Below are 24,295 nucleotides of genomic sequence, written 5' to 3'. Positions count from 1 at the left end.
AGTCGAGTAAAGGGTTGGCGTCAGCCGATCAACACCGTGGCCGAGCCCGCGGTGACGGCGTTGCCATGGGTGCCGGCGCTGCCGAGCGTCGCGGCTGGTTTGCCGTTGATCACCACTGTGGGGCTGAGCCCGTCCACTAGGCTGGCGCCGCAGGCAGTGGCATCACCCATACGTGCCGCCGGCACACCGTCAATCAGCACGTCGGCCGAGCCGGCGGCGATGGGGTTGGTGCCGTGGCCGGTTTTGGGGCAGGCTGTGGGGTCGCCCAAACGGGCGGCGGGTCTTCCTGACATGGTGAACTCCTATTCAACCTGGACTTGACCGCTGCCATCCAGGCGGGCGGAAAAGTTGACATTGCATTTCAGTTGCTCGACCTCCAGCCTGGCCTCGATGGCGAAGGCCAGGCTCAGGGGGTCGATATCCCGGGGCAGGGCGATGACCCGGACCTGGGACAACCGCGGTTCATGGGCCTCGATGAAACGCTCGATGGCGAGCCGCGCCTGCTGCAGGGAATCGTGCAGGGACAGGCGCATATCATTGAGATCGGGCAATCCGTAATCGGGCAGGGTCAGCACGCTGCCGGCACGGGTGCTCAGCATCTTGGACAGATGACTGGCTACCGAGGCCATGGCGGCGCGCTGCAGGTCCCAGCCAGCGCGGCCAGCGGTCTCGCCGGCCAGGCGTTCGAACAGACTGCCGTAGCCCATGTCTGCTTACTCCTTGTCCAGCTTGCCAACCAGCGACAGGGTGAAGTCCGCGCCCATGTACTTGAAGTGCGGCCGGACGCTGAGGGTGACCCGGTACCAGCCTGGCTCGCCTTCCACATCGGCAACACTGATCTGCGCCGCACGCAGCGGACGGCGGCCGCGGACTTCCGGGTTGGGGTTGTCCTGGTCGGCCACGTACTGGCGGATCCAGCGATTGAGTTCCAGTTCCAGGTCGGTACGTTCCTTCCAGGAGCCGATCTGCTCGCGCTGCAGCACCTTGAGGTAATGGGCCAGGCGGTTGACGACGAACAGATAGGGCAACTGGGTGCCGAGTCGGTAATTCAGCTCTGCCGCCTTGCCTTCCTCCGAGTTGCCGAAGAACTTGGCTTTCTGGGTCGAATTGGCGGAGAAGAACGCGGCGTTGTCGCTGCCCTTGCGCATGGTCAGCGCGATGAACCCTTCGTCGGCCAGTTCGTATTCCCGGCGGTCGGACACCAGCACCTCGGTGGGTATCTTGGTCTCGATCTCGCCCATGCTCTCGAAATGGTGCAGCGGCAGGTCATCGACCGCGCCACCGCTCTGCGGGCCGATGATGTTCGGGCACCAGCGGAATTTGGCGAAGCTTTCGGTCAGGCGGGTGGCAAAGGTAAAGGCGGTGTTGCCCCACAGGTAGTGCTCATGACTGTTGGCGACGTTTTCCTTGTACACGAAGCTCTTCACCGGATTGTCTTCCGGATCGTAGGGGTTGCGCAGCAGGAAGCGCGGCAAGGTGAGGCCGACGTAACGGGCGTCTTCCCGCTCCCGGAAGCCCTGCCACTTGGCGAATTGCGGGCCTTCGAAATGGTCTTTCAGGTCCTTGATATCCGGCAGGCCGGTAAAGCTCTCCAGGCCGAAGAAACGCGGCCCGGCGGAGGCGATGAAGGGCGCGTGGGCCATGCTGGCGACACTGGCGACATGCTGCAGCGTCTTGATGTCCTGGGCGCTGGGATCAAAATAATAGTTGGCGATCAGCGCGCCGACCGGCTGCCCGCCGAACTGGCCATATTCGGCGGTGTAGACATGTTTGTAGAGGCCGGACTGGACGATCTCCGGGCTGTCTTCGAAATCGTCGAGCAGATCCTGCTTGGAGGCATTGATCATCTCGAACTTGATGTTCTCGCGAAAATCCGTGCGATCGACCAGCAGCTTGAGCCCACGCCAGGAGGACTCCAGCGCCTGGAATCGCTGATGGTGCAGGATTTCGTCCATTTGCTGGCTGAGCTTGGCGTCGATCTCGGCAATCATCCGGTCGACCAGGGCCTTCTTGACCGGCTCCTTGTCATTCTGCGGCTTGAGCAGTTCCTCGATGAAAGCCGATACGCCACGGCGGGCGATGCCATAGGCTTCGTCATCCGGCGTCAGTCGGGTTTCGGCGATGATGCGGTCAAGGATACTGATGTCGTCGCTGGCGCTGGCTGCGGCAATGGCGGTTGTCTGGGTGCTCATGCGTGCTTCCTTGTGATCAGGCGTCCGGTTGTTGTTGCTGGGCCAGGCCCAGTTCGGCAAGTACGCGCTCGCGGGAGTCGTCATCGCTGAGCACGCTTTCAATCGCCTTGCGGAAGGCCGGTGCGTTACCCAGCGGGCCTTTCAGGGCCACCAGCGCATCGCGCAGTTCCATCAGCTTGCGCAGCTCGGGCACTTGCTCGACCAGGCTGGCAGGGTTGAAATCCTTCATGGAGTTGATCTGCAGGTTGACCGCCAGGTCTTCCCGGGCCGGGTCATCCTGCAGCCGGTTGGGCACCTGGAAGCTCAGGTTCAGCTCCTGCTTGGCCAGCACCTCGTCGAAGGTGTTCTTGTCGATGGCGATCGGCTTGCGATCCTCGATCTTGCGCTCGTCTTCCCGCTGGGTGAAATCGCCCAATACCATCAACTTCAAGGGCAGTTCGACTTCCTCCGAGGCGCCATTCGAGTCCGGCGTGAAGGTGACGTTGATCCGTTCTTTGGGTGCTACCGTGCCTTCTTTGGCCATGGTGGTTCTCCGCTACATTGATGGCCCGAGGGCCTTGTTCAGTACCACTTCCAGATCGAAGTGGCACAGCCGGTGGAAGATCTCTTCCCTGCGATCACGCACAAGCTGGCTCTGCGGCAGCAACTCACAGCAGGCATACAACAGACGCAGTACTTCCAGGTTCAGGGTGGGTTCCCAGCGTTCCAGTCCGGCGGACTGGAGCTGGTGAAGCAGGGCATCCAGCCGGCCGTACGCCGCCTCGTGCTGGCGGGCACGGAAGCACAGCTGGGCTTGCGCCAATTGCCAGTGGAAGCGGGCCCGATCGCTTTCGCTCTGCCGGGCACCTTCCGCGAGCAATTGCATGGCGGGCGGCAAGCCGTCCCGGCGCAGCAGTGTCAGCGCATCTTGCAGGGCCTGTTGCCAGGGAGCCGTCCCGTCGCTGCAGGACTCGGCAGCGGGAGCGGTCACGGTTGTCGCCGGAGCCATTACTCGAGTGCCGAGCCAGTGACGGGTGTCGGTGTCGGCGAAGGGTTCGCCGTCATGGAAACGCAGCTGTTCCAGTCCCGGCAGGCGAACGAGCAGCTGCCGCAGCTGGGATTCAATTTCCTGCATGGCAGGCTCAGCGCCCAGGGCTTCGTGGCAACGCCAGGCCAGATACTGGCCGCTCAGCCAGAAAGGTGCGCGGTTGAGACTGCCCTCGAGTTCAATCAATAACGGCTGGAACTGACCCTGATTGAATCGGTCCTGGAACCCCTTGAGACGATCGGCCGGGAGGTTGCGCAGGGCCGTGACCTGTTCCGCGTCGTGACCGGGGAGGCTGTCGATCGGCAGCCACAGCAGGGTGCGAGCCAGGCGTATGGCGCGTACGTCGCTGGGGTTGTGATGTTGCCACCAGGCGATCAGCGGCTTGGCCTGATCCTGCAGGGCGCGCAGGCTGCGGTGCGCATCACGGCCATCGACGATGGGGGCGCCGGCGGGCTGGGCCGAGGGCTCGAAGGCCGCTGGCGCCGAGATTGGCGGAGCCGCTGCGGTCTGCGTGGGGGAAGCCGCTGAGGCAGGCTGCGCCGCGGTATCGGCGCGCTCAAGCAGTTGCTCTACCCGGCGCGATAGCGTGCTCAGCGGCGGGGCGGCATCTCCCAGGTGCTCAATGAACAGGCGATCCAGTTCCCGCAGTTCTGTAGCGATGGCGCTGAATATATCCAGCTGGCCGGGCTCTGGTGCTTGCTCACCGAGTACCTCTTCCAGCCGGCTGCAGAGCCAGCTGATGGTCGCGGTACGGGTGCGGATGCGCTGGGGGTGCAGCGCCTGCCAATGCGCTGCGCATCCGTGACTAAGCATGGCCAGGCCCGCAGCCAGACCGGTGAAGCGCTCGGTTTGAAACAGCGACCAGACCAGCCAGCAGGCCACGCGCAGGTCCTTTGATTGGGTCTGCAACAAGGCTTCGGCACCTTCACGGACAACTGCCCAGTCGGTGCCCGTGGTGCGGTGGACGGAGCTGTCCTTGGCGAGTTCCTCTTCCAGTGCTTCGAACTCAGGGGTATAGCGCGCATCATCACCGGCATAATCATCAGCCGAGATGGGCGTGCTCATCAAATTGATGTAATCCGTGTCCAGCATATTCACATCAATCCCTGACTAAATGAAGAATCCGTGCAACTAAGACCTAATAAGGCAGGTCATGAAGTGCGCAATAAGTTGCGCAACTGAAGTGTGCAGCAAGTTGCGCACTTCTAGGTGACAGGGCTCGTATGCTATTGATCCGGCGGATGCGCTTCAAGGCACAGAATGTGACTTGGGTCCACTTTGTGGGTAATTAGCCGGGTGGGTTATCTAGAGTGTGAACCGCGTCATAGACGGGTGCGCAAGCGCGATGGCGCCCATGGCCGACCACTTGAGAAAGTAGCCGGTCATGGAGTAAGTGCATTGGAGTAATTGTTAACGGAAGGTGCGAAGTTGCTTGAAGCAGTTCACAAGTCTCAACTTAATTGCTTGTCCCGCAACTAAGTTCTGTGCACGCAGTGGGTTTGTTGTCCTGTTTGCTGCATTGACGGGCCAACTTCGCTTGGTCCGCGCAGCCAAGTGTTTCCAGGCCGATGGCCAGATTGTTCCAGCCGGGCTGGAAGTCCGGGAAATCATTTACCAGACGCTGGAAATGATCCAGCGCGGTCTGCCGATCGTTCATTGCCCAGCTCGTGTTACCCAGCCCCAGCCGCGCAGCGGGCTGATCCGGCCATTGGGTCGCGGCCTTCTGGTATGAGCGCAGGGCGCTGTCCAGCCGACCCGTCTGCTCCAAGTCACTGGCGGCCTGCAGGTAGCTTAGGGGGTTCGCGGTGGCGGGCAACTCGCCGGGGGGCAGCATGACCCGGGCCCAGCGGTCGGCTCGGTCCCAGGTACGCATGAACACGCCGAAGGGCTCTCGCTGCGCAGCGTTCAGACCGCTGTGCACGATCATTTCCTCTGCGGCCAGGTCGTAGCCGATGACAACTGCATAATGCCACTGCGGATACCAATCGAATGCCAGGTTCTGCATGACCAGCACCGGATTACCCGCATTCAATTCGCTGAGGATGGCGGTGAGCTTGCGCTCCAGGGGATAAACCAGCAGATCCCGTTCGCGGGCGGCGGACACCATTTCCACCTGCAGGGTACCGTTGCGTTCGGGCAGATAGACCCGGTCCTTCAAGCCATCGGGCGTGGCGCTGATATGTCGATGATTGAGTACCATCGCCAGCGAGGCGGGACCGCATTGGTAGGCATCCTGGGCGTGGAAGGGCACGCTCTCCAGTACTACGCGGTTGGGGAAACTGGCCAGTTCGGAAGGCGCTGGCATGACGGGCGCACGCCCGGCGCAGGCTGACAGCAGAGCTGCCAACCCGAGCAGGACGGTAATGCGGAGTAAGCGCACCGGTTAACGGTTGATGCAGTTGACGAAACGGAAGATGTTGGTGGCGCAGAGCATGTCGGTGATGATGAAGATGACCAGGAACAACACGATCACACCCAGTACACCGGCACCGGCAGGCGCTTCATCCAGTTGGGTATTGAAGTATGCCAGCTCATCTGCGGTCAGGCTGTTGATGCGCTGTTCAACCTGGTCGGGAGAAACCCCCATGCTGGCCAGTTTGTCTTGCACTGCTTCGTCATCGAGCATGGCCTTGAGCTGATCACGATCGACGCTGAGCTGCTCGGAGGCGATCACTTCATGGGTGCCGACCATGGAGGCCTGGGCGTGGATGCTGGCCATGCTGGTAAACATGAACAGCGCGGCCATCAGGATGGACAGATAACGGCGAGTGACGGAAGTTTGCTTCATGGGGGACTACTCCTGGGTTGTCTTGGTGCTGTGGTTTTTCTTGGTACCCTTGCACCCCTGTGACCGCTGGAACGCACCCGGGTTCCGGCTCAGACGCCGAAGCGGTCCCGCAGCTGATAATACCAGGCGCCGAGAGCCGTAAAAGGCACCCGGAACAGTCGTCCACCCGGGAACGGATAATGGGGCAGGGCAGCAAAGGCATCGAAACGCTCGGCCTGGCCGCGGATCGCTTCGGCCAGCACCTTGCCGGCGACGTGGGTGTAGGTCACACCATGGCCGCTGCACCCCTGGGAGTAGTAGATGTTGTCGCCCAACCGGCCAACCTGGGGCAGGCGGGACAGGGTCAGCAGGAAGTTGCCGGTCCAGGCGTAGTCGATCCGGACATTGCGCAGGGCAGGGAAGGTACGTGCCAGTTTGGGCCTTATCAGGGCCTCGATATTGGCCGGATCGCGGGCGCCATAGACCACGCCGCCGCCGAAGATCAGCCGACGGTCAGCGGACAGGCGATAGTAATCCAGCAGGTAGTTGCAATCCTCGACGCAGTAATCCTGTGGCAGCAAGCGCCGGGCGACTTCTTCACTGAGGGGCTCGGTTGCAATGACCTGGGTACCGCACGGCATCGACTTGGCGGCCAGCGGCGGCAGCAGCCCGCCCAGGTAGGCATTGCCGGCCACCACGACAAAGCGGGCCCTGACCTGGCCATGGGCGGTATGGACCACAGGCGTGGCGCCTTGCTCGACCTGCACGACCGCCGACTGCTCGTGGATGACGCCACCCAGCGACTCCACCGCGGCGGCTTCGCCCAGCGCCAGGTTCAACGGATGGATATGGCCGCCGCTCAGGTCCAGCATACCGCCGACATAGCGGTCGGTATCGACCACGCCGCGGATCGCCTGGGCATCCAGCAACTGCAGCTCGCCATGGCCGTGGCGCTCCCAGAGGGCTTTTTGCTCCTCCAGCTGGCGTAGCTGCTTCTGGTTCACCGCAGCGAATACGCCGCCGTCCTTCAGGTCGCAATCGATAGCATACTGCCGGACCCGGTCACGGATGATGCGCGCGCCTTCGAAGGCCATCTCGCCCAACTGGCGCGCATGCTTCGCCCCCACCTGCTTTTCGATCACATCCAGATCGCGGCTGTAGCTGTTGACGATCTGGCCGCCGTTGCGCCCGGACGCCCCAAACCCGACGCGTGCCGCTTCCAGCACGGTCACCTGGAAGCCCTGCTCAAGCAGGAACAACGCCGTGGACAAGCCGGTATAACCTGCTCCGATCACGCAGACGTCGGTGTCATGGGCTCCCGCCAGGGCGGGGCGGGCAGGGACCGGGTTGGCGGAGGCGGCGTAATAGGAATCGGGATAGGGCGTATGGCTCATGCTGCGCACCTTGTGTGATATTTTTTACATCCCCGCATGCTACCGATCCGCCGGGATGAATACCAGAGAGGGCAGCCGCTCAGGCTTTCGCCGGTGCCTTCGGCAGCGCCTTGGTAAAGCTGATGCACACCACCGAGAAGGCCAGCATGATGCCGATCAGGTGGAAGGCATCGTTGTAGGCCATGATCTGCGCCTGCTGGCGCACCTGCAGGTCGAGCATCCGCAGGGCCGCCTCGGCGCCACCGAGCTGCTCGCCCAGCGTCGCGAGGCGCTCGGTCGCCGCCGCATTGCCAAAGCTGACATGGCTGCGCAGGATGTCGAAGTAGTAGGCAGTGCGGCTGTCCAGGATGGTCGCCAGCGCGGCGATGCCAATGGCGCCGCCGAGGTTGCGCAGTATGTTGTACAGGCTGGAGGCCGAGCCGGCCTGGACCGGCGAGAGCCGCGCGGTGGCGATGATGGACAGCGGCACCATGACCATGGGCTGCCCGCAGGCGCGGATGATCTGGATGGCAATGAACTGGTCGCCGCCGAAGTCCAGGCTGAGCGAACCGCTGAGAAAGCTGCCGGTGCCGAACAGCGCCAGGCCCACCGCGCAGATCAGCCGCGGGTCGACGTAACGCATCAGCACGGGGATCAGCGGAATCAGCAGCAACTGAGGCACCCCCATCCACATGATCACCTGGCCGATCTGCAGGGCGTTGTAGCCCTGGATCTGCGCCAGGTACAGCGGCAGGACGAACACCGTGCCGTATAGACCCACCCCCAGTCCGATGTTGGCCAGGCTGCCGAGCAGGAAGTTGCGCTCCTTGAATAGCCGCAGGTTGACCAGATGGTTATCCCGGGACAGCTGCAGGATCACGAAGACGCCCAGGCTGATGAAGGCAATAGCGGCCAGCAGGATGATTTCCCCGGACTGGAACCAGTCCTCCCGTTGCCCCTCCTCAAGAAATATCTGCAGGCAGCCCAGGCCGATGGCCATGCTCAGAATGCCTGCGTAATCGCCCTTTTTCAGCAGCTCCCAGCGCGGCTCGCTCTTGTCCAGGCCGTACAGCAGCCCGAGGGTCATCAGCGCGCCGGGTACCACGTTGATGTAGAAGATCCATTCCCAGCCGTAGTTTTCCGTCAGCCAGCCGCCGATGGTGGGGCCGATAGAGGGCGCGAAGGTGGCCGTGATGGCGAACATCGCCATGCCCTTGGGCCGGACGTCGAGTGGCAGCTTGGTCAGCACCAGGGAGAAGGCGAAGGGGATCAGCGCGCCCCCGGCCAGACCCTGCAATACCCGGAACAGGATCATGCTTTCCAGGTTCCAGGCCATGGAGCAGAGCAGCGAGGCCAGCACGAAGAGGACAGAGATGGAGACCGCGAACCGGCGCGGCGACATGACCATGGCCAGCCAGGCCGCCAGCGGAATGATGATGATCTCGGCAACCAGGTAGGAGGTCGAGATCCAGGATCCTTCCTCAATGGTCGCCGAAAGCGCGCCCTGGATGTCCTTGAGCGAGGAGTTGATGATCTGGATATCCAGGATCGCCATGAAGGCGCCGAGGATGGCGCTGAGAATGGCGATCCAGTCGCGGCGCGTTGGCGGTGGGATCGGCTGCGCCTGGGCCGGGGCCGTTTCAGTCACGCAGGTCGACCTTGACGCTGACCGACATGCCGGGGCGTATCGTCCGGCTCAAGGGGTGCTGCTGGTCCACGGTGATCTTCACCGGGATGCGCTGCACCACCTTGGTGAAGTTGCCCGTGGCGTTATCCGGCGGCAGCAAGCTGAACTGGGCACCGGAGGCGGGGAACAGGCTATCGATGCGCCCGACCATCGGCTGCCCACCGAAGGCATCGAAGGTCAGGGTCACCTGCTGGCCCTTGCGCATGCGCTTGATCTGCGTTTCCTTGAAGTTCGCCTGCACCCAGAGGTCCTGGCCCGGCACAATGGCCAGCAGATGGTCGCCCGGTTGCACGTTCTGGCCGATCCGCACGCTGCGCTGGCCGACCCGGCCTGGCACCGGGGCGCGGATCTCGCTGCGTGACAGGTCCAGTTCAGCCCGTTGCACCTCGCTCTGCGCCGCCTGGATCAGCGCCGCCAGGCGGTCGATGTCGGCGCCCAGGGTTTCCTTGCTCAGAATCTGGGTCTGCAACTCGGCCTCGGCGCCGCGCAGCTGGGCCTTGGCTACGTCCAGCTGGGCGCGGAAGTTGCTCACCTGCTCCTCGGAGGCATAGCCGGACTTGCGCAGGGGCAGGATGCGCTTGATATCCAGCTCGATGCGCCGCTGTTCGGCCTGGCGGGCATCGACGGCGGCGCGGGCGGCTTCGATCAGGCTGTCCTGGCGGCGTAATTGGGCGCGGGCCTGCTGGTGCTCGGCTTCCCGGGTGGCGAGGTTGGCGCGGGCCTGGGCCAGGGCATTATCGAAATCACGAGGGTCGAGCCGAACCAGCAGGTCGCCGGTCTCGACCGTCTGGTTGTCGGTCACCAGCACCTCGGTCACCTGGGCGGCCAGTTGGCTGCTGACGCGGGTGATATCGCCGTGGACGTAGGCATTATCAGTCGTTTCATAATGTCGGCCGACCAGCCACCAGTTGGCTAACAGGGCGGCAGCAACCAGAAGAACCAGCAGCAGGAAGATGAGCAGGCGATTGCGGACCCGTGACGGCATGGTGTGCTTCCATAGTTATTGTGCGAATCACTCTACACTGTTCCGCGCCCACCCAATGACGCTAGAATCCGGGAAACTTTGTTGCATTACAGGAACAGTGTGATGGGATTGGACGACGCCCTGATTTTCACCCGGGTTGTGGAGTGTCACAGTTTTACCAGCGCGGCCCTGACCCTGGGCATGCAGAAGTCCACCGTCAGCCGCCGGCTGGCGCAGTTGGAGGAGCGGCTCGGGGTGCGCCTGCTCAACCGCACCACGCGCAAGTTGCGCCTGACCGAGGTAGGGCAAGCCTATTACGAGCGATGCCGGCAGATCATGCAGGAGTTTGCCGAGGCCGAGCAGGCCATCATGCAGCTGCAGAGCGAGCCTACCGGGCTGCTGCGTATCAGCTCGCCGATCGAGTTCGGCCAGCTGTTTCTCGGCGGTGTGGTGGGGGATTTCATGCGCCGCTATCCGGCGATCCAGGTGGAGGTCGAGTTGACCACGCGGGTAGTTGATCCGGTGGAAGAGGGCGTCGATATCGTCATCCACCGGGGCCGCCCCCAGGATTCCAGCCTGGTGGCGCGGCCCATGATGCACAGCCCGCGGCAATTGTTCGCCAGCCCGGACTACCTGGCGGAGCATGGCGTCCCGCAGAAGCCCGAGGACCTGATCCAGCACCGCTGCATCCATACGTTGACGGACGATGGACGCAAATGGCACTTCCAGGAGCCCGCCGTGAGCGTGGCCATCAACCCGGTGCTGACCGTCAATAACATCACCTTCGCCCGGGAGGCGGCCCTGGCCGGCACGGGCGTGATCAACGTGCCAGCCTTCATCGCCGAGCCCCATGTGGCCGAGGGCACCCTGTGCCGGGTGCTGGAACACTGCGTGCTGCCCGCTACCGAGCTCTATGCCCTGTACCCGTCCCGCCGCTTCCAGGCGATGAAGGTCAAGGCGTTCATCGACTACATCATCGAGCAGTTACAGCAGCGGCTTAACGTCGGGGTGGAGCAGGAAGATGACGCGCTGGTAACATTGCCGGCAACCTGAGATAGGGCGACAGCCATCGCCTGGCCCCTCAGCGACCCCCGAAAGGGGGCGACCTAACGTAATCCGGCCCGTTGCGGCCTGTAACCGAGATATTCCATGACCGTGCGCACCCGTATTGCTCCGTCCCCCACCGGAGATCCCCACGTAGGCACCGCCTATATTGCCCTGTTCAACCAGTGCTTCGCCCGCCAGCATGGCGGCCAGTTCATCCTGCGCATCGAGGACACCGACCAGGTGCGTTCCAACGCCGAGTCGGAACAGCAGATTCTCGACTCGCTGCGCTGGCTGGGGCTGGAGTGGAATGAGGGCCCGGACGTCGGTGGCCCCCATGGTCCGTACCGCCAGAGCGAGCGCAGCGCCATCTACAAGGAACACAGCGAGCGACTGATCAGCAAGGGGCATGCCTTCCGCTGCTTCTGCAGCTCCGAACGCCTCGATGCGCTGCGTGCCGAACAGATGGCCAGCAAGCAGACCCCGGGCTACGACGGCCATTGCCTGCACCTGTCCGAACAGGAAGTGAGCAAGCGCGTTGCCGCCGGCGAGCCCCATGTCGTGCGCATGAAGGTGCCCGCGACCGGCATCTGCAAAGTCCAGGACATGCTGCGCGGGGAGATCGAGATCCCGTGGGAGCAGGTGGACATGCAGGTGCTGATGAAGGCCGACGGCCTGCCCACCTACCACCTGGCCAACGTGGTGGATGATCACCTGATGCAGATCACCCATGTGCTGCGTGGCGAGGAATGGATCAACTCGGCACCCAAGCACATCCTGCTGTATCAATACTTTGGCTGGGACATGCCGCAGCTGTGCCACATGCCGCTGCTGCGCAACCCGGACAAGAGCAAGCTGTCCAAGCGCAAGAACCCCACCAGCATCATCTTCTACCAGCGGATGGGCTACCTGCCCCAGGCGCTGCTGAACTACCTGGGCCGCATGGGCTGGTCGATGCCGGACGAACGCGAGAAATTCTCCTTGGATGAAATGGTGGAGCACTTCGATATCCAGCGAGTATCCCTCGGCGGGCCGATCTTCGATGTCGAGAAGCTGGCGTGGCTGAATGGGCAGTGGATCCGTGATCTGTCGGAGCAGGATTTCGTCGAGGCGGTACAGCAGTGGGCGATCAACAGCGATTATCTGCGGCCCATCGTGCCGCTGGTGCAGAGCCGGGTGGAAACCTTCAGCGACCTGGTGCCGCTGGCGGGCTTCTTCATGACTGGCAAGCTGGAGCTTGATCCCGCCCAGTTCGCGCACAAGAAACTCTCCCAGGACGAAGTACGCCAGGCCCTGCAGTTGCTGCTGTGGAAGCTCGAGGCCCTGCGCCAGTGGGACAAGGACGGTATTACCGCCACCATCCAGCAGGTGGCCGAAGGGCTGCAGCTGAAGCTGCGGGACCTGATGCCACTGCTGTTCGTGGCCATCACCGGCCAGGCCAGTTCTGTCTCGGTACTGGATGCCATGGCGCACCTGGGACCAGACCTGACGCGCTTCCGCCTGCGCCAGGCGCTGGAGCTGCTGGGTGGTGCCTCGAAGAAGGAAGTGAAGGCCTGGGAGAAGCTGCTCTAAGGCGGACGCCCACCGCCCAGGCGGGGCTGCGGTACACGGGTTTGGCGGCGGCGCCTTCGCCGCGATGCTGGCCGCGAGGTCAGTCGCCCGGGCTGCAGCCCAATAAAACCGGCCCTGGCGCCTTAAGTTGCTGTTTTATTGAATTTATTTGTTGACAGTTTTTGGTCAGAGCCCTAATATGCGCCCCGTCCAGAACGACGGGGCTATAGCTCAGCTGGGAGAGCGCCTGCATGGCATGCAGGAGGTCTGCGGTTCGATCCCGCATAGCTCCACCACTTTTTTGGTCATTGCTCTGCGATGACCTGTTTTACACTAGCCGGTGTGCATTCGTGCATATCAGGTGATGAAACGATACCAGCATCGTTTCGAGAAGGGTTTGCGTCCCCTTCGTCTAGTGGCCTAGGACACCGCCCTTTCACGGCGGTAACAGGGGTTCGAGTCCCCTAGGGGACGCCATTTTTTACCGGCACTTCGGTGTCGGGGTCGCAAGACCACGGGGCTATAGCTCAGCTGGGAGAGCGCCTGCATGGCATGCAGGAGGTCTGCGGTTCGATCCCGCATAGCTCCACCATTTTTCAAAGGGCCGACACTTGTTGTCGGTCCTTTTTTTTTGTGCGCCCGGCAGGGCGCACCTACTCGGAGGTGAAAGTCCTCTACACACCCGGCAGGGGGAAGTGTTAGCTGAAGGCAAGGGTGTTGCGGGTGACTGCAAATCTGGAGGAAGCCCGAGGCAAAGCGCTGGCCTGACGAACAGGAAGCGGATACGAGGCGACGCGTTGGGGTGAGGCAGCAAAAAAGGCCAAAGCCCGATACTTGCACAGAACGACGCGGCGTATATCCGACGGGCATAAGCGTGAAGGTAGGTGCGTCATACCCGGGGAGATCTGCATACCTGCCGCTGTGCTACCGGCGTCGCGAGGTGTCGGGGTGGAAGATACACTGGCCCACGATCAAGGCCGCGTTGCTGAACGGTCAGTACATGCCACAGGCGACATACCCCAGCCTGCGGGCGGGGTAAGAGCGCTGGGCATCCCGACGGTACTGGATCGACTGATTCAGCAGGCGCTACTGCAAACACTCTGCCCGTAACGGGCAGGGTCCGTGGTGGAGCTCGGGCGCATCGCACATGAATGCGGCCTTCCCGAAACGCTCCTTCAATGCCGTGGGTTTGGTCTCGCTGCTGGACACCCAGCGGCGCCTTCAGTGTCACTGATGAACCGCCGTATACGGAACCGCGCGTACGGTGGTGTGAGAGGGCGGCGGGAGTGATCTCGCTCCCTACTCGATGTTCCGAAATCCCCCCTATGCTTATTGGTGTGACCTGTCGCGCCGCTCAACCCATCGGCAGCGTCCTTGTGGGAGCGGTCTCGACCGCGAATGGGCTGGCAGGAAACCTCGCGGTCCAGACCGCTCCCACAAAAATCACCTTCAGCATTAGGTCAGCAGCCTGTTTTCTGTGCGACAGCGCGTCGCCGCAGACTCCTGCATACAGTATTTATTCGGAGGAGCGCACAACATGACCCAGTTCACCGGCGGTTGCCTCTGTGGCAGCGTACGTCTCACATCAACCGGACAACCAGACCGCGTCGGCATCTGTCACTGTCTCGACTGCCGCAAACACCATGGCGCGCTTTTCCTTGCCTCCGCGATTTTTCCCCAGGAGGCCGTAACAGTGATCGGTGAAACACACGCGCATATCAGGAGCGATATTTCTGCCCGCGCTGTGGCTCCTCGGTCTTCCCACGCATCATGGATGAGAAGTGAATCTGGGGTCTCTGGATGAGCGGGATGGGGATTTTGAAGGGCGATGTGACTCCAAATCAGTGCTTGGGTATATCCGCTAACTACTAAGCTGAGGCATGTGCTTGGAGTGCAAGTTGGGTCCCTGGGGTGCCGCTCTAATATGTTAAGCTTCGCCCGGGTAGCCACCGTGACGACAGCGGCCCATTGCCAAATACTTAATGTAAACTGCAACATTGCCTCGTTCTGATCGATTGAAACCCCAATGACAACACGACGTATTGCACTGACTATCCTGCTGATACCGGCTCTGAGCTTGGGCGCCGGTTGGGCCAGTTGGCCTTATTTGTTTGAAGAGAATATCGACGAGGCGCGGGTTGCGGCGCTGGAACATGTAGATACGCTGCGCGACGAGCAGCTCAAAGCCGAGATTCGAGAACAGATCAGCTCGCTTTTCTATATGAAGAATCAGGCGCGCTCACTGTCAGGCAGATCCTACCGCGCCCGTTATATTGATGACCCAACTGTCATTTTGCGGCAAATCCCAGATCCTCACGAGCAGGCGCGTGCCTGGTTGGAGGGCACTTTTTTTGATAGTCGTCCAGGTGTTGATGATGCTGTCTTGGCGCTCTCTAGCCACTCACCTTTATCAAGGGACTCGGAGCCGCAATTCCCCTATAGCCTTGAGTGGCACTCGGCGACGCTGGACAACGGTCAGGTTCTGGAGGCGGCATACGACGTGTCCATCCGCCCTGAAGGAATTGGGCTGCACGCATCGAGATATTCTAATCGTATTGAACTTATATATCCGAAAGACCTGGAGAGCCGACCGGCCCCCGTGACCATGCATGGCGAGGCCAAGTCTGCAATTCCCCACCGCATCATGCTGTTTCGTTTTTCAAAATATGATGCCGGAATCACTCAGCGGGACGGCAATCTCAGCGTTAAGCTATTGTCCGTTGGCGAAAACTATGCCGAAATAGAAGTCACCAATCGTCTTTTACCCGCCGAGAGCCTTCCTGACTGGGCACATAAACCCTTCGAGATTCATGCCCAGGACCAAACAAACCGCTATCTGGCGCTACTGGGAAGCATCAAGGTTGATAGGGCAGAAATGCGGCTTTACGAGCGACAGTTACAAGCAGCTTTGCGGCAGAAGTCCTATAGTGAGAGCTTTTTCAATGAGCAGCGCTCCGAACGACTGGCCTTCAAGCGCAATCAGCGCAAGTACTACGGAAAAATCTATTTCAAAGGCCAGGTTGACTCCATCAGTGTCATCGCGCTGGACCTCTCGGAGGTCACTATCTGGGAGCACACATTGGCTGCGCCGGTCTACCAGCTCGAATCCCAAGTCAAGAGTCTGGATCTGCGACGCTACCCAGCCCCCACCATAATTCATGATGCGAGTCTGGAATCCTATCTGAGCGATTATAATATCAGCGAGGAGGAGCAACGTCAGCGCATCAAACTCTATCAGCACGCAGAATCATCACGCACCGCCTCAATACAGTTCGACAACGGCGCCCCTTTTAACTGGTATGTCGGCGGCAGCAGCAGCAATAGAATTAACTTCTATTCTCGAAACGAATCAGGCGCTCGCGAGCTGATAGAGGGTATCGATAAGTATGCGTTTCGTATCAGCATCCTTAACCAGAACATACGATACAACTTGCCCTCCTTTAGCACCAATCAGCGCCCCGCATTTGCCAGCGGCACTATGCCGCTGGTCCGGCCTGTCGTCAAAAGATTCGAATACGCAGCTGGGCTACTACCCGAACACCTTGAGCTAAAAGACAATGCCCTGCTTATCGGGCTGCATGGATTTCCTGAAAAGCGATGGCGCTTTTATGCCAAGGATGCAGACGGCAAATATCTGGTCCGGATGTTCGACGCAACACACTTGGGTGATGACAGCAAACCGGTTTACAAGGCCTTGTATTTCTATGGCCAGCCGGCAAGCATCGATGCTTACTTGTTGTCTGCTATTCACAGGCTGGATTACGACTTTGACATCGAACTAAGAGAACCCGAGTACCCTTGCTATGCTTCTGCAGGCATAAATATGGGCGGTTGTTTGTAGCTGGCGCGTAAACTATCGACGAAAATAAAGGTAAGACTTTGCCCAAATAAAATATCAGAAAACGAGGTCTGCTGGTCGCCCAGACAATACGAGTCTCTGTAATCTCGCGCCACAGAGCGGCGAGGCCGTACAGATCTATGAAGGCCGCTTCAAGGATGGCGAACAGACGGGTTTTCCTGGAGTGTCTGGTAGCTACTATGCTGGTATTTTGACAATTCATCTCCTTGATGCAGGGGAGCCGAAAGGTTCGAGGAAACCAGTCAACGGAAGAGCCGAGGTCAGATGGAAATATGGGCGTAATGTTCATGTCCCCTAGACGTCCTGCAAGCTTGGGTGGTATGTCTATCGCTGAAAGGCTTGGATGGCAGCCTGCTTGCGGTTATGGGCATCATGATTTATAGCGGTTTCGGTCATCGTCTTCCGGCGAGCCAAGAACCGAGTCCAATTCGGAGTGCGCGGCATGACCCAATTCACCGGCGGTTGCCTCTGTGGCGATGTTCGTCTCACAGCAACTGGACAGCCAAACCGCGTCGGCATCTGTCACTGCCTCGACTGCCGCAAACACCACGGCGCGCTTTTCCACGCCTCGGCTATCTTTCCGGAAGATGCGGTCACCGTAATTGGCGGAACGCACGCATATCAGGAACGCTATTTCTGCCCACGCTGCGGCTCGTCGGTGTTCTCACGCACCGCAAATGAGATAGAAGTGAATCTGGGCTCTCTGGATGCGCCTGACCAACTGCAGCCGACTTATGAGCTGTGGACCATCCGGCGGGAGGCCTGGTTGCCGGCATTTCCATTTGACGAGCACTATGAGCGGGATCGCTAAAGAGGTGGGGAGCAGAGGAGTTTGCCGATTCGTTTACTGACACAGCTAAACGCTGGAGCTTGGCGGTTCGACAAGCGCTGTAGTTGATTCGGGTGAATCTGGCGCAAGGAACTCGGTAGAAGGCCGCCCATCGGCGTTGTGTTGCACGATACGCACCGGGCGACCCTGAGTGTCGATCCAGACCTGGCCGATACCGGAGCTGTTCCACAGGCGCTCGCCGTGGTGGCGCTGGTCCGGCAGGCGCGGGCGCACCCGCAGGTCCCGGCGCTGGGTGAACCAATTCAGCGGTGAGCGGGGCGAGTACAGCCAGCGATTCAGTCGATCCAGCCAGTCCAGTAATCGCCGTGGGAACTCGTTCTTGATGCCACTGCTGGTGATCTGCCAGATATGCGGCGTGCGATCCCGGTCACGCACCTGCACTTCGTAGGCGAAGGAGTAGTGCACATCGCCGGACAGGATGATGTAGTTGCCCGGCGTGCGTGAGTGGCGAAAGATATTGAGCATGACGCTGGCCGCACCGCGGTGCGCCATCCAGTTCTCGGCGTCCACCGTGAGGGCGTGGCCGGCGAAGGAGCAGATCCGCTGGATCACCTCGATCAGTTTCACCCCGAACATGGGAGTGGGCGAGACGATCACCGTCGCCGTTTCATCCAGCAACTCATGTTGCAATTCGATCAGCGACTCCCAGTCCATCAGGCCGGAGGGACGACTCTGCAGGCCTCGGCTGCGCCAGCGGCGGGTGCGGGTGTCCAGCACCACCACGGTGGGGGAGGTGCGCAGCACATAGTCCCACTTGTCAAAGCCCAGCAGGCGATTGATCAGGGCGTCCTGGTTCGCAGGGGCAAGTCGGCCCTGGCTGTCTGCGCCTGCGGTCAATGCGGTCGCGTCATCCAGCAACGCGGTAAAGGCATCCGGCCGATTACCCCAGCCCTGGCACAGCATATAGGCCAGCAGGGCGTTGCCCACGATGCGCCGGGAGAAGGGGTGGCCGTAGGCGGTGCTGGCCCATTTTGCCGAGAGGTTCCAGTCATCGGTGATGTCGTGGTCGTCAAAGATCATCAGGGTCTGCACATGGGCGAACAGCCGGGCGGCCTGGGGCAAGTCGTGGCGAAAGCCCTGCAGGGCATGCATCTCGCGTCGCCAGCGGTCGCTGTATTGCTCATCCAGCGCCGGCATCACCGGATCCCCGACCAGCTTCCAGGGTATGGGCGACCACACCAAAAGATACATGGCCATCACCTCGGCCAGCGTCACCAGGTGGTTGTGGGCGTTGGCCGTGGTGAAGATGGGCTTTTCCACGCCGCCGAAGAACCGTTCTCGCAGCGCCTCGTTGGACTTGAACGCGGGTAGCAGGTCTTCCCGGCGGTAGTAGCTGGCAGGGTGGCGATACAGTTCCTCGCTGTCGGCAACCACTGCCCCTTCCAGGCATTCGTCATACAGGCCAAGCCGGCGGATCAGGGCGTGCACGGCCGCCAGCATGGGGCCAGCGACATCGTCGGCATACACCTGATCGCCGCACAGCATCAGCATGAACGGCCGAGCGTCGGCCTGGATGATCTGCTCGGCCAAAAGCGCATCGGCCCGGGCGAGTCCATCGGGGGCCGGATGGTGGGGTTTGCGGCAGGAGCCGAACAGGATGTTATCGGCACGGCTGCGCAGCACCAGGTTCGGCCGCCTGGCGCCCGCATGCAGCAGATGCGGCGCCCATTGCGCCATGCCTGCTTCAGCGCCGTCGTCTGCGGCCAGCAGCAGGTCGTAATGAATCAGCCGGTCCTGCGGCAATGGCTCGGCCAGCGCAACCTCAACCAGGTGTAGCCACGCATGGCGACCCACCCGCAGGGTGCGGCAATGACGCTCATCCAGGTCGATCCGTCTGCACGGCTCACCGTCCGGCTCCAGCACCAGCGCCAGGTTCAGCGGCGCGCTGCCGACCAGCCACAGCACCAGGCGGCCCGGCTCCAGTCGGCGCAGGATGGGGCCGGCAAGGACGGGTGGAAGAGAAGCGGCGGTCGGTGGGTGCATGGTCATGGGTATGTGCGGAGCGGGACCGAGACAGCGTAACAGGGCATATCAGGGACTGCGCCACCGGCCGTTAGTTCAAGGCGACAGGCGGTGGTTCCTGCCGCTCGCAGTCGACCGACGCAGGGCTAGAATCTGGGGGCACTACTTTTGCGGAGTGACGCACCATGTTCAGCAAAAATCGCATCTGCCTCTGGTACGACGGCACGGCACTGGAAGCCGCCAGTTTCTACGAGGACACCTTTCCCGACAGCTGCGTCGGCGCCATCCTGCGCGCGCCCAGCGATTACCCGGCCGGCAAGGAAGGTGACGTCCTTACCGTCGAGTTTAACGTCATGGGCATACCCTGCCTGGGCCTCAATGGCGGGCCAGCGTTCAGGCACAGTGAGGCCTTTTCTTTCCAGGTGGCCACTGCGGACCAGGCGGAAACGGACCGACTATGGGACGCCATCGTGGGTAACGGCGGGCAGACCAGCGAGTGCGGTTGGTGCAAGGACAAATGGGGCCTGTCATGGCAGATCACGCCCCGGGTGTTGACCGAGGCGCTGTATGACCCAGATCCCGCCGTCGCCCGCAGGGTGTTCACGGCGATGATGGGAATGCAGAAGATTGATGTGGCGGCGATTGAGGCGGCCGTGGCGGGGTAGCCTACGGGATGACTTTCGTCTGATCGAATAGTGCTTTCGGCGATTGACCGAGTGGTGGGTCAATCACCGAATTTTCCTTTCACTCCACCAGGCAATCCACAAAGAACCCGACGGTCCCGTCCTCCTGCACTACCGGCCGCAGCCCGTGGATATCGCTCTCGAACCCGGGGAACTCCCGATCCTGAGCCAGGGCGATCTGCAGGTAGTCGGCAATGGCACTGCTGTCACGGGAGAAGCGTTCCCCGGGCATGATGACGGGGATGCCCGGCGGGTAGGGCACCAGCATGACGGCGCTGATGCGGCCGCTGAGCTGGTCGATGGGTACCATCTCTACCTGGCCGCGCACCATCATCTGGTAGGCGTCGGCGGGGCGCAGGACGATCTCCGGTAGCTGGGTATAGATTTGGCGCAGTACCCGCACCATGTGCTGCTGCTTGTAGAAGCGGTGCAGCTGGTTGCACAGGTCCCGCAGGCCCATGTCGGGGTAATGACCGCTGCGTGCGATGGCGGGCAGGGTGAGGTCCAGCGGCGCGTTGTTGTCGTAAAGCCGCTTGAACTCCTGCAGCTCGGAAACCAGGGCGCTCCACTTGCCCTTGGTAATGCCCAGGGAAAACAGGATCAGGAAGGAATACAGGCCGGTCTTTTCCACCACCAGGCCGCGCTCGGCGAGAAAGCGGGTGACGATGGCGGCCGGGATGCCGGTGCGGCCCAGGCGGCCCTGTTCCTGTACGCCGGGGGTCAAGAGGGTGACCTTGATCGGGTCGAGCAGGGCGTAGTCATCAGCCATGTCGCCAAAGCCATGCCACTCGGCCTGGTTGTCCAGGGTCCAGTCGCTGGCGGCCAACTCTTCATTGTCGAGCGCCTGTTCCGGCTCCCAGACATCAAACCACCATTCATCTTCTGCCAGCCGTTCCGCGGTCTGCTGCATGGCGCGGCGGAAGGACAGGGCTTCGTCCAGAGTCTCCTGGACCAGGGAGCGGCCCGGTTCGCCGGCCATCATCCCGGTGGCGACATCAATCGAGGCAATGATGCCGTAATGCGGCGAGGTCGAGGTGTGCATCATGAAGGCTTCGTTGAAGCGCTCCACATCCAGCTGCTGCTCGACGCTGTTTTCGGCGAGGATGATCGAGGCCTGCGACAGAGCGGCCAGCACCTTGTGCGGCGATTGGGTGGCGAACACCAGCGGATGCTGGGCACGGTCGAAGCCGCGCTTGCTGCCCATGCCGTGGCGCCCCGCGTAGAACTCGTGAAAGGCGGCGTAGCCGTACCAGGCCTCGTCGAAATGCAGCACGTCCACCGCGTCTTCCAGCTCATCCTTGATCAGCTCGGCGTTGTAGCACAGGCCGTCGTACGTAGAGTTGGTGAGCACCGCCAGGCGGATGCGCGGCGTACGCCCCTGCAATAGGGGATGCTCGGCCAGGCGTTGGCGCAGGTTCTGCGGGGAAAAGGAGTCCAGGGTGATGGGGCCGATGATGCCGTAGTCGTTGCGCGAGCCGGTCAGGTACACCGGGATGGCGCCGGTCATGGTAATGGCATGGAGGATGGATTTGTGGCAGTTGCGGTCCACCAACACTACATCGTCCCGGGTGACGAAGGCATGCCAGATGATCTTGTTGGCAGTGGAGGTGCCATTGACCACGTAGAAGCTGTGATCGGCGCCAAAGGTGCGCGCGGTATTGGCTTCGGCTTCGGCGATGGGGCCGTTGTGATCCAGCAGCGAGCCCAGTCCCGGTACGGACACCGACAGGTCCGAGCGCAGGGTGTTCTCGCCGAAGAAATCATGGAATGCCCGGCCCACCGGGCTCTTGCGGAAGGCCACGCCACCGCCATGGCCGGGGGAATGCCAGGAGTAGCTGGCGCGGCCGGTATAGTCGAGCAGGGCCTTGAAGAACGGCGGCAGCAGCTGCGACAGGTAGGCGCGTGCGGTGCGGGCGATCTGGCCGGCGATGAAGGGCATGGTGTCTTCGAACAGGTAGATGATGCCGCGCAGCTGGTGCAGGTCCCGCAGATTGCTGAGCAGCTGATTATCCAGCGACTGGGTCGTGCTCAGGGCCATGATCGGCAGCTCCGGGGAGCGTGAATGGGCGGCGAGGAACAGCTTGCGCACCGGATCGAGACCGTGTTGATGGTCATTTTCCGCGCTGAATAGTATGCAGGACAGCCCGCGATGCGCCTCGGCTACGAGGCGCCCTTCATCCAGGGAGGTGGTGGCCAGGACTTCGAAGCCCTGGTGGCGGAGCTCATCGAAGAGTTCGTTGAGCTGCTGGCCAGCCACATTGCCGCGCCCGCAATCGGGGTTGATGACCAGAATCGGGAAATGCAGGTGCTTGAACATGCCGCCTCCTATGTGGGGATCTGTCACACAGTGTTGTGCTGCGGCCGGGCGTTGGCAAGCCCGCCGTGGCGCTTGCGTGGCATCGCGCCGGTGCCGGGAATGGTATGCTGCACCCCTTTACGTTGTGCTTTGCCGGGAGATCGACTGTGAAATGGGATCTGGAAAACCCCTTTATCGATGAGGTTCGGGTGCAGCCGGACGATATCGACGAACTGGGGCATGCCAACAATGCGGTGTATGTGCGCTGGCTGGAGCGGTGCGCCTGGCAGCATTCACGTTCGCTTGGGCTGGGGCTGGAGGAGTATCAGCAACTCGACCGGGCCATGGTAGTGGTTCGCCACGAGATTGATTACCTGGCGGCGGCCTACCTGGGCGAGGAGCTGAGCATGGGGACCTGGATCGTCAGTTGGGACAGCAAGCTGCGCATGACCCGCCAGTTCCAGCTGTGCCGGCCACGTGACGGGGTCACGCTGTTACGTGCGCATACTACCTTTGCCTGCGTCGAGCTGAGCAGCGGACGGCCGCGGCGGATGCCGCGGGAGTTCATCGAGCTGTATGGTCAAGCGATTGTCGGCGCCTAGCGCGCTGGCGTCTCAGCGGTATTCGCAGAGGTAGGCGGTATCCTGCTCCACCTTGAGATTGAAGCGGCTGTTGGCGGGGACGGTGAAGCGGGTGCCCGCGCCGAAGTCCTCCCAGTGGTCGCTGCCGGGCAGCTTGACGGTCAACTGGCCGGTGATCACATGCATGATTTCCAGGCTGCCGGTCCCGAACTCGTACTCGCCCGGCGCCATGACGCCGACGGTGGCTGCACCTTCAGGCTGCCGGAAGGCAATGGAAGCAACTTTTCCTTCGAAATACTGATTGATATTGAACATCCGGCGACTCCAAGAGTGAGCTAAAGGGCGCATATTATGCCTGTCGCCCGGCCCGCCAGCCAGCACCGCCCTGCGATTGCCCTCGCCCTGGTGGCTGGCCGCAGGCCTCAAGCCTGCTATGATCCAGCGGTTGTCCTCCGGTATGCCTGAGTGCGCGAATCGTGTGGCGGATGCCGGAGGCCGGATCACTGAATCTGACAAGCGGGGAGTCTGTATGGCCAGCGTAGCCTTTGTGGGTCTTGGGGTAATGGGATATCCGATGGCGGGGCATCTGGCCCGCGCCGGGCATGAGGTAACGGTGTACAACCGCACCGCGGAGAAGGCCCGGGCCTGGGTGGCGGAACACGGCGGCAAGGCCTGCGCCACGCCAGCAGAGGCGGCGACGGAACAGGATTTCGTGATGATCTGCGTAGGCAATGACCAGGACCTGCTGGAGGTGGTGAACGGGCCGGAAGGCATACTCGCCGGCGCGCGCAGCGGTACGGTGATTGTCGACCACACCACCGCCTCGGCAGGTATGGCCCGCCAGGTGGCGCAGCTGGCCAGGGAGCGCGGCGTGGGCTTTCTGGATGCGCCGGTCTCCGGCGGCCAGGCGGGTGCCGAGCATGGTCAGCTGACGGTCATGGTGGGCGGCGAGGAGTCGGTATTCGACCTGGCGCGGCCGGTTATTCACAGCTATTCACGCATGATCCGCCTGATGGGCGAGGTGGGCAGCGGCCAGCTGACCAAGATGGTCAACCAGATCTGTATCGCCGGGTTGGTGCAGGGGCTGGCCGAGGCGCTGAATTTCGCCGAGCATGCCGGGCTGGATGGCGAGGCGGTGGTCTCGGTGATCAGCAAGGGCGCGGCCCAGTCATGGCAGATGGAAAATCGCCACAAGACCATGCTCGCTGGCGACTATGACTTCGGATTTGCCGTGGACTGGATGCGCAAGGATCTGGCCATCGTGCTGGAGGAGTCCCGGCGCAATGGCGCGCAGCTTCCCGTCACCGCGCTGGTCGATCAGTTCTATGCCGATGTGCAGCAGATGGGCGGCGGCCGCTGGGATACCTCAAGTCTGATTGCCAGACTCAAGAACGGAAAATAAAATACGCGACGCCCGCTGGCCGGGCGTTCCGTAATCCGTCACGAGATGCTGCGCACC

Annotated in this window: 19 protein-coding genes, 3 tRNA genes and 3 pseudogenes; 12 read left to right on the top strand and 13 right to left on the bottom strand. The window is 61.8% G+C overall.

Features of this window, described 5'->3' with window-relative positions:
- Positions 1-23: 23 nt before the first annotated feature.
- The 10 genes and pseudogenes from VG99_RS02235 to VG99_RS02190 form a co-directional block, all read right to left on the bottom strand.
- Positions 24-293: pseudogene (locus tag VG99_RS02235) on the bottom strand (PAAR domain-containing protein); the annotation flags it as partial.
- A gap of 9 nt (positions 294-302) precedes the next feature.
- Positions 303-707 (bottom strand): type VI secretion system baseplate subunit TssE, encoded by a 405-nt coding sequence (tssE, locus tag VG99_RS02230; protein WP_044498126.1) that lies wholly within the window; start codon positions 705-707, stop codon positions 303-305.
- A gap of 6 nt (positions 708-713) precedes the next feature.
- Positions 714-2,192, bottom strand: coding sequence for a type VI secretion system contractile sheath large subunit (gene tssC, locus VG99_RS02225; protein WP_044498125.1), 1,479 nt, complete (start codon positions 2,190-2,192; stop codon positions 714-716).
- Between the two features lie 16 nt (positions 2,193-2,208).
- Positions 2,209-2,715, bottom strand: coding sequence for a type VI secretion system contractile sheath small subunit (gene tssB / locus VG99_RS02220; protein WP_044498124.1), 507 nt, complete (start codon positions 2,713-2,715; stop codon positions 2,209-2,211).
- Between the two features lie 12 nt (positions 2,716-2,727).
- Positions 2,728-4,311, bottom strand: coding sequence for a type VI secretion system protein TssA (tssA, locus tag VG99_RS02215; RefSeq protein WP_044498123.1), 1,584 nt, complete (start codon positions 4,309-4,311; stop codon positions 2,728-2,730).
- A gap of 364 nt (positions 4,312-4,675) precedes the next feature.
- Positions 4,676-5,524: a PA2778 family cysteine peptidase gene (locus VG99_RS02210; RefSeq protein ID WP_044498122.1), complete on the bottom strand. Its 849-nt coding sequence runs from the start codon at positions 5,522-5,524 to the stop codon at positions 4,676-4,678.
- A gap of 78 nt (positions 5,525-5,602) precedes the next feature.
- Positions 5,603-6,007 carry a PA2779 family protein gene (locus tag VG99_RS02205; protein ID WP_044498121.1) on the bottom strand — a complete coding sequence of 135 codons (405 nt, stop codon included), beginning with the start codon at positions 6,005-6,007 and terminating at the stop codon, positions 5,603-5,605.
- An 89-nt stretch (positions 6,008-6,096) separates the two neighbouring features.
- The gene (locus VG99_RS02200; protein ID WP_044498120.1) at positions 6,097-7,380 is read right to left on the bottom strand and encodes an NAD(P)/FAD-dependent oxidoreductase; all 1,284 of its coding nucleotides are present in this window, start codon (positions 7,378-7,380) and stop codon (positions 6,097-6,099) included.
- 79 nt (positions 7,381-7,459) lie between these two features.
- Positions 7,460-9,007, bottom strand: a complete 1,548-nt coding sequence (locus VG99_RS02195) for a DHA2 family efflux MFS transporter permease subunit (RefSeq protein WP_044498119.1) — start codon at positions 9,005-9,007, stop codon at positions 7,460-7,462.
- Positions 9,000-10,031, bottom strand: a complete 1,032-nt coding sequence (locus VG99_RS02190) for an HlyD family secretion protein (RefSeq protein WP_044498118.1) — start codon at positions 10,029-10,031, stop codon at positions 9,000-9,002. The genes VG99_RS02195 and VG99_RS02190 overlap by 8 nt, the downstream gene beginning before the upstream one ends.
- Before the next feature lie 102 nt (positions 10,032-10,133).
- Between VG99_RS02190 and VG99_RS02185 the strand changes: the two genes are divergently transcribed.
- The 9 genes and pseudogenes from VG99_RS02185 (at position 10,134) to VG99_RS02155 (ending at position 17,275) form a co-directional block, all read left to right on the top strand.
- Positions 10,134-11,063 carry a LysR family transcriptional regulator gene (locus tag VG99_RS02185; protein ID WP_044498117.1) on the top strand — a complete coding sequence of 310 codons (930 nt, stop codon included), beginning with the start codon at positions 10,134-10,136 and terminating at the stop codon, positions 11,061-11,063.
- Between the two features lie 96 nt (positions 11,064-11,159).
- On the top strand, positions 11,160-12,626 hold the full coding sequence (gltX, locus tag VG99_RS02180; RefSeq protein ID WP_044498116.1) for a glutamate--tRNA ligase: 1,467 nt from the start codon (positions 11,160-11,162) through the stop codon (positions 12,624-12,626).
- A gap of 199 nt (positions 12,627-12,825) precedes the next feature.
- Positions 12,826-12,901 (top strand) — tRNA-Ala (locus VG99_RS02175).
- Positions 12,902-13,006: 105 nt separating this feature from the next.
- A tRNA-Glu gene (locus VG99_RS02170) sits at positions 13,007-13,082 on the top strand.
- A gap of 39 nt (positions 13,083-13,121) precedes the next feature.
- Positions 13,122-13,197: transfer RNA gene (locus VG99_RS02165), tRNA-Ala, on the top strand.
- Positions 13,198-13,557: 360 nt separating this feature from the next.
- Positions 13,558-13,712, top strand: a pseudogene (locus VG99_RS16415) (group II intron reverse transcriptase/maturase); the annotation flags it as partial.
- Positions 13,713-14,142: 430 nt separating this feature from the next.
- Positions 14,143-14,384 (top strand): annotated as a pseudogene (locus tag VG99_RS15625) (GFA family protein); the annotation flags it as partial.
- Between the two features lie 247 nt (positions 14,385-14,631).
- Positions 14,632-16,446 (top strand): hypothetical protein, encoded by a 1,815-nt coding sequence (locus tag VG99_RS02160; protein ID WP_044498115.1) that lies wholly within the window; start codon positions 14,632-14,634, stop codon positions 16,444-16,446.
- A gap of 460 nt (positions 16,447-16,906) precedes the next feature.
- Complete coding sequence (locus VG99_RS02155; protein ID WP_044498114.1) at positions 16,907-17,275, top strand: GFA family protein; 369 nt, start codon at positions 16,907-16,909, stop codon at positions 17,273-17,275.
- Positions 17,276-17,320: 45 nt separating this feature from the next.
- Here VG99_RS02155 and VG99_RS02150 read toward each other — a convergent pair whose 3' ends face one another.
- Entirely contained in the window at positions 17,321-19,303 is a 1,983-nt protein-coding gene (locus VG99_RS02150) for a metallophosphoesterase family protein (RefSeq protein WP_082049967.1), read from the bottom strand.
- Positions 19,304-19,461: 158 nt separating this feature from the next.
- Between VG99_RS02150 and VG99_RS02145 the strand changes: the two genes are divergently transcribed.
- Entirely contained in the window at positions 19,462-19,941 is a 480-nt protein-coding gene (locus tag VG99_RS02145; protein WP_044498112.1) for a VOC family protein, read from the top strand.
- Positions 19,942-20,020: 79 nt separating this feature from the next.
- On the opposite strand, the gene VG99_RS02140 is transcribed toward VG99_RS02145, so the two are convergent.
- Complete coding sequence (locus VG99_RS02140) at positions 20,021-22,276, bottom strand: Orn/Lys/Arg family decarboxylase (protein WP_044498111.1); 2,256 nt, start codon at positions 22,274-22,276, stop codon at positions 20,021-20,023.
- Between the two features lie 146 nt (positions 22,277-22,422).
- Here VG99_RS02140 and VG99_RS02135 point away from each other — a divergent pair, with 146 nt between their 5' ends.
- On the top strand, positions 22,423-22,857 hold the full coding sequence (locus tag VG99_RS02135; protein ID WP_044498110.1) for an acyl-CoA thioesterase: 435 nt from the start codon (positions 22,423-22,425) through the stop codon (positions 22,855-22,857).
- Between the two features lie 12 nt (positions 22,858-22,869).
- On the opposite strand, the gene ppnP is transcribed toward VG99_RS02135, so the two are convergent.
- Positions 22,870-23,151, bottom strand: coding sequence for a pyrimidine/purine nucleoside phosphorylase (ppnP, locus tag VG99_RS02130; protein ID WP_044498109.1), 282 nt, complete (start codon positions 23,149-23,151; stop codon positions 22,870-22,872).
- Positions 23,152-23,365: 214 nt separating this feature from the next.
- Here ppnP and VG99_RS02125 point away from each other — a divergent pair, with 214 nt between their 5' ends.
- A complete protein-coding gene (locus tag VG99_RS02125) occupies positions 23,366-24,238 on the top strand; it encodes an NAD(P)-dependent oxidoreductase (RefSeq protein ID WP_044498108.1) in 873 nt (290 codons plus the stop codon).
- The last annotated feature ends 57 nt before the right edge of the window (positions 24,239-24,295 follow it).

This window comes from Pseudomonas saudimassiliensis (assembly GCF_000939975.1).
Lineage (GTDB): Bacteria > Pseudomonadota > Gammaproteobacteria > Pseudomonadales > Pseudomonadaceae > Halopseudomonas > Halopseudomonas saudimassiliensis.
The sequence above is the reverse complement of the archived record's forward strand: the minus strand, read 5'-3'. Positions and strand labels throughout refer to the sequence as shown.

Coding starts and splice junctions, on each gene's coding strand:
- tssB (WP_044498124.1), bottom strand. CDS start 2,715: ATGGCCAAAGAAGGCACGGTAGCACCCAAAGAACGGATCAACGTCACC.
- VG99_RS02125 (WP_044498108.1), top strand. CDS start 23,366: ATGGCCAGCGTAGCCTTTGTGGGTCTTGGGGTAATGGGATATCCGATG.
- tssA (WP_044498123.1), bottom strand. CDS start 4,311: ATGCTGGACACGGATTACATCAATTTGATGAGCACGCCCATCTCGGCT.
- VG99_RS02200 (WP_044498120.1), bottom strand. CDS start 7,380: ATGAGCCATACGCCCTATCCCGATTCCTATTACGCCGCCTCCGCCAAC.
- VG99_RS02210 (WP_044498122.1), bottom strand. CDS start 5,524: ATGCCAGCGCCTTCCGAACTGGCCAGTTTCCCCAACCGCGTAGTACTG.
- VG99_RS02155 (WP_044498114.1), top strand. CDS start 16,907: ATGACCCAATTCACCGGCGGTTGCCTCTGTGGCGATGTTCGTCTCACA.
- ppnP (WP_044498109.1), bottom strand. CDS start 23,151: ATGTTCAATATCAATCAGTATTTCGAAGGAAAAGTTGCTTCCATTGCC.
- VG99_RS02145 (WP_044498112.1), top strand. CDS start 19,462: ATGTTCAGCAAAAATCGCATCTGCCTCTGGTACGACGGCACGGCACTG.
- VG99_RS02185 (WP_044498117.1), top strand. CDS start 10,134: ATGGGATTGGACGACGCCCTGATTTTCACCCGGGTTGTGGAGTGTCAC.
- VG99_RS02160 (WP_044498115.1), top strand. CDS start 14,632: ATGACAACACGACGTATTGCACTGACTATCCTGCTGATACCGGCTCTG.
- VG99_RS02140 (WP_044498111.1), bottom strand. CDS start 22,276: ATGTTCAAGCACCTGCATTTCCCGATTCTGGTCATCAACCCCGATTGC.
- VG99_RS02205 (WP_044498121.1), bottom strand. CDS start 6,007: ATGAAGCAAACTTCCGTCACTCGCCGTTATCTGTCCATCCTGATGGCC.
- tssC (WP_044498125.1), bottom strand. CDS start 2,192: ATGAGCACCCAGACAACCGCCATTGCCGCAGCCAGCGCCAGCGACGAC.
- gltX (WP_044498116.1), top strand. CDS start 11,160: ATGACCGTGCGCACCCGTATTGCTCCGTCCCCCACCGGAGATCCCCAC.
- VG99_RS02190 (WP_044498118.1), bottom strand. CDS start 10,031: ATGCCGTCACGGGTCCGCAATCGCCTGCTCATCTTCCTGCTGCTGGTT.
- tssE (WP_044498126.1), bottom strand. CDS start 707: ATGGGCTACGGCAGTCTGTTCGAACGCCTGGCCGGCGAGACCGCTGGC.
- VG99_RS02150 (WP_082049967.1), bottom strand. CDS start 19,303: ATGACCATGCACCCACCGACCGCCGCTTCTCTTCCACCCGTCCTTGCC.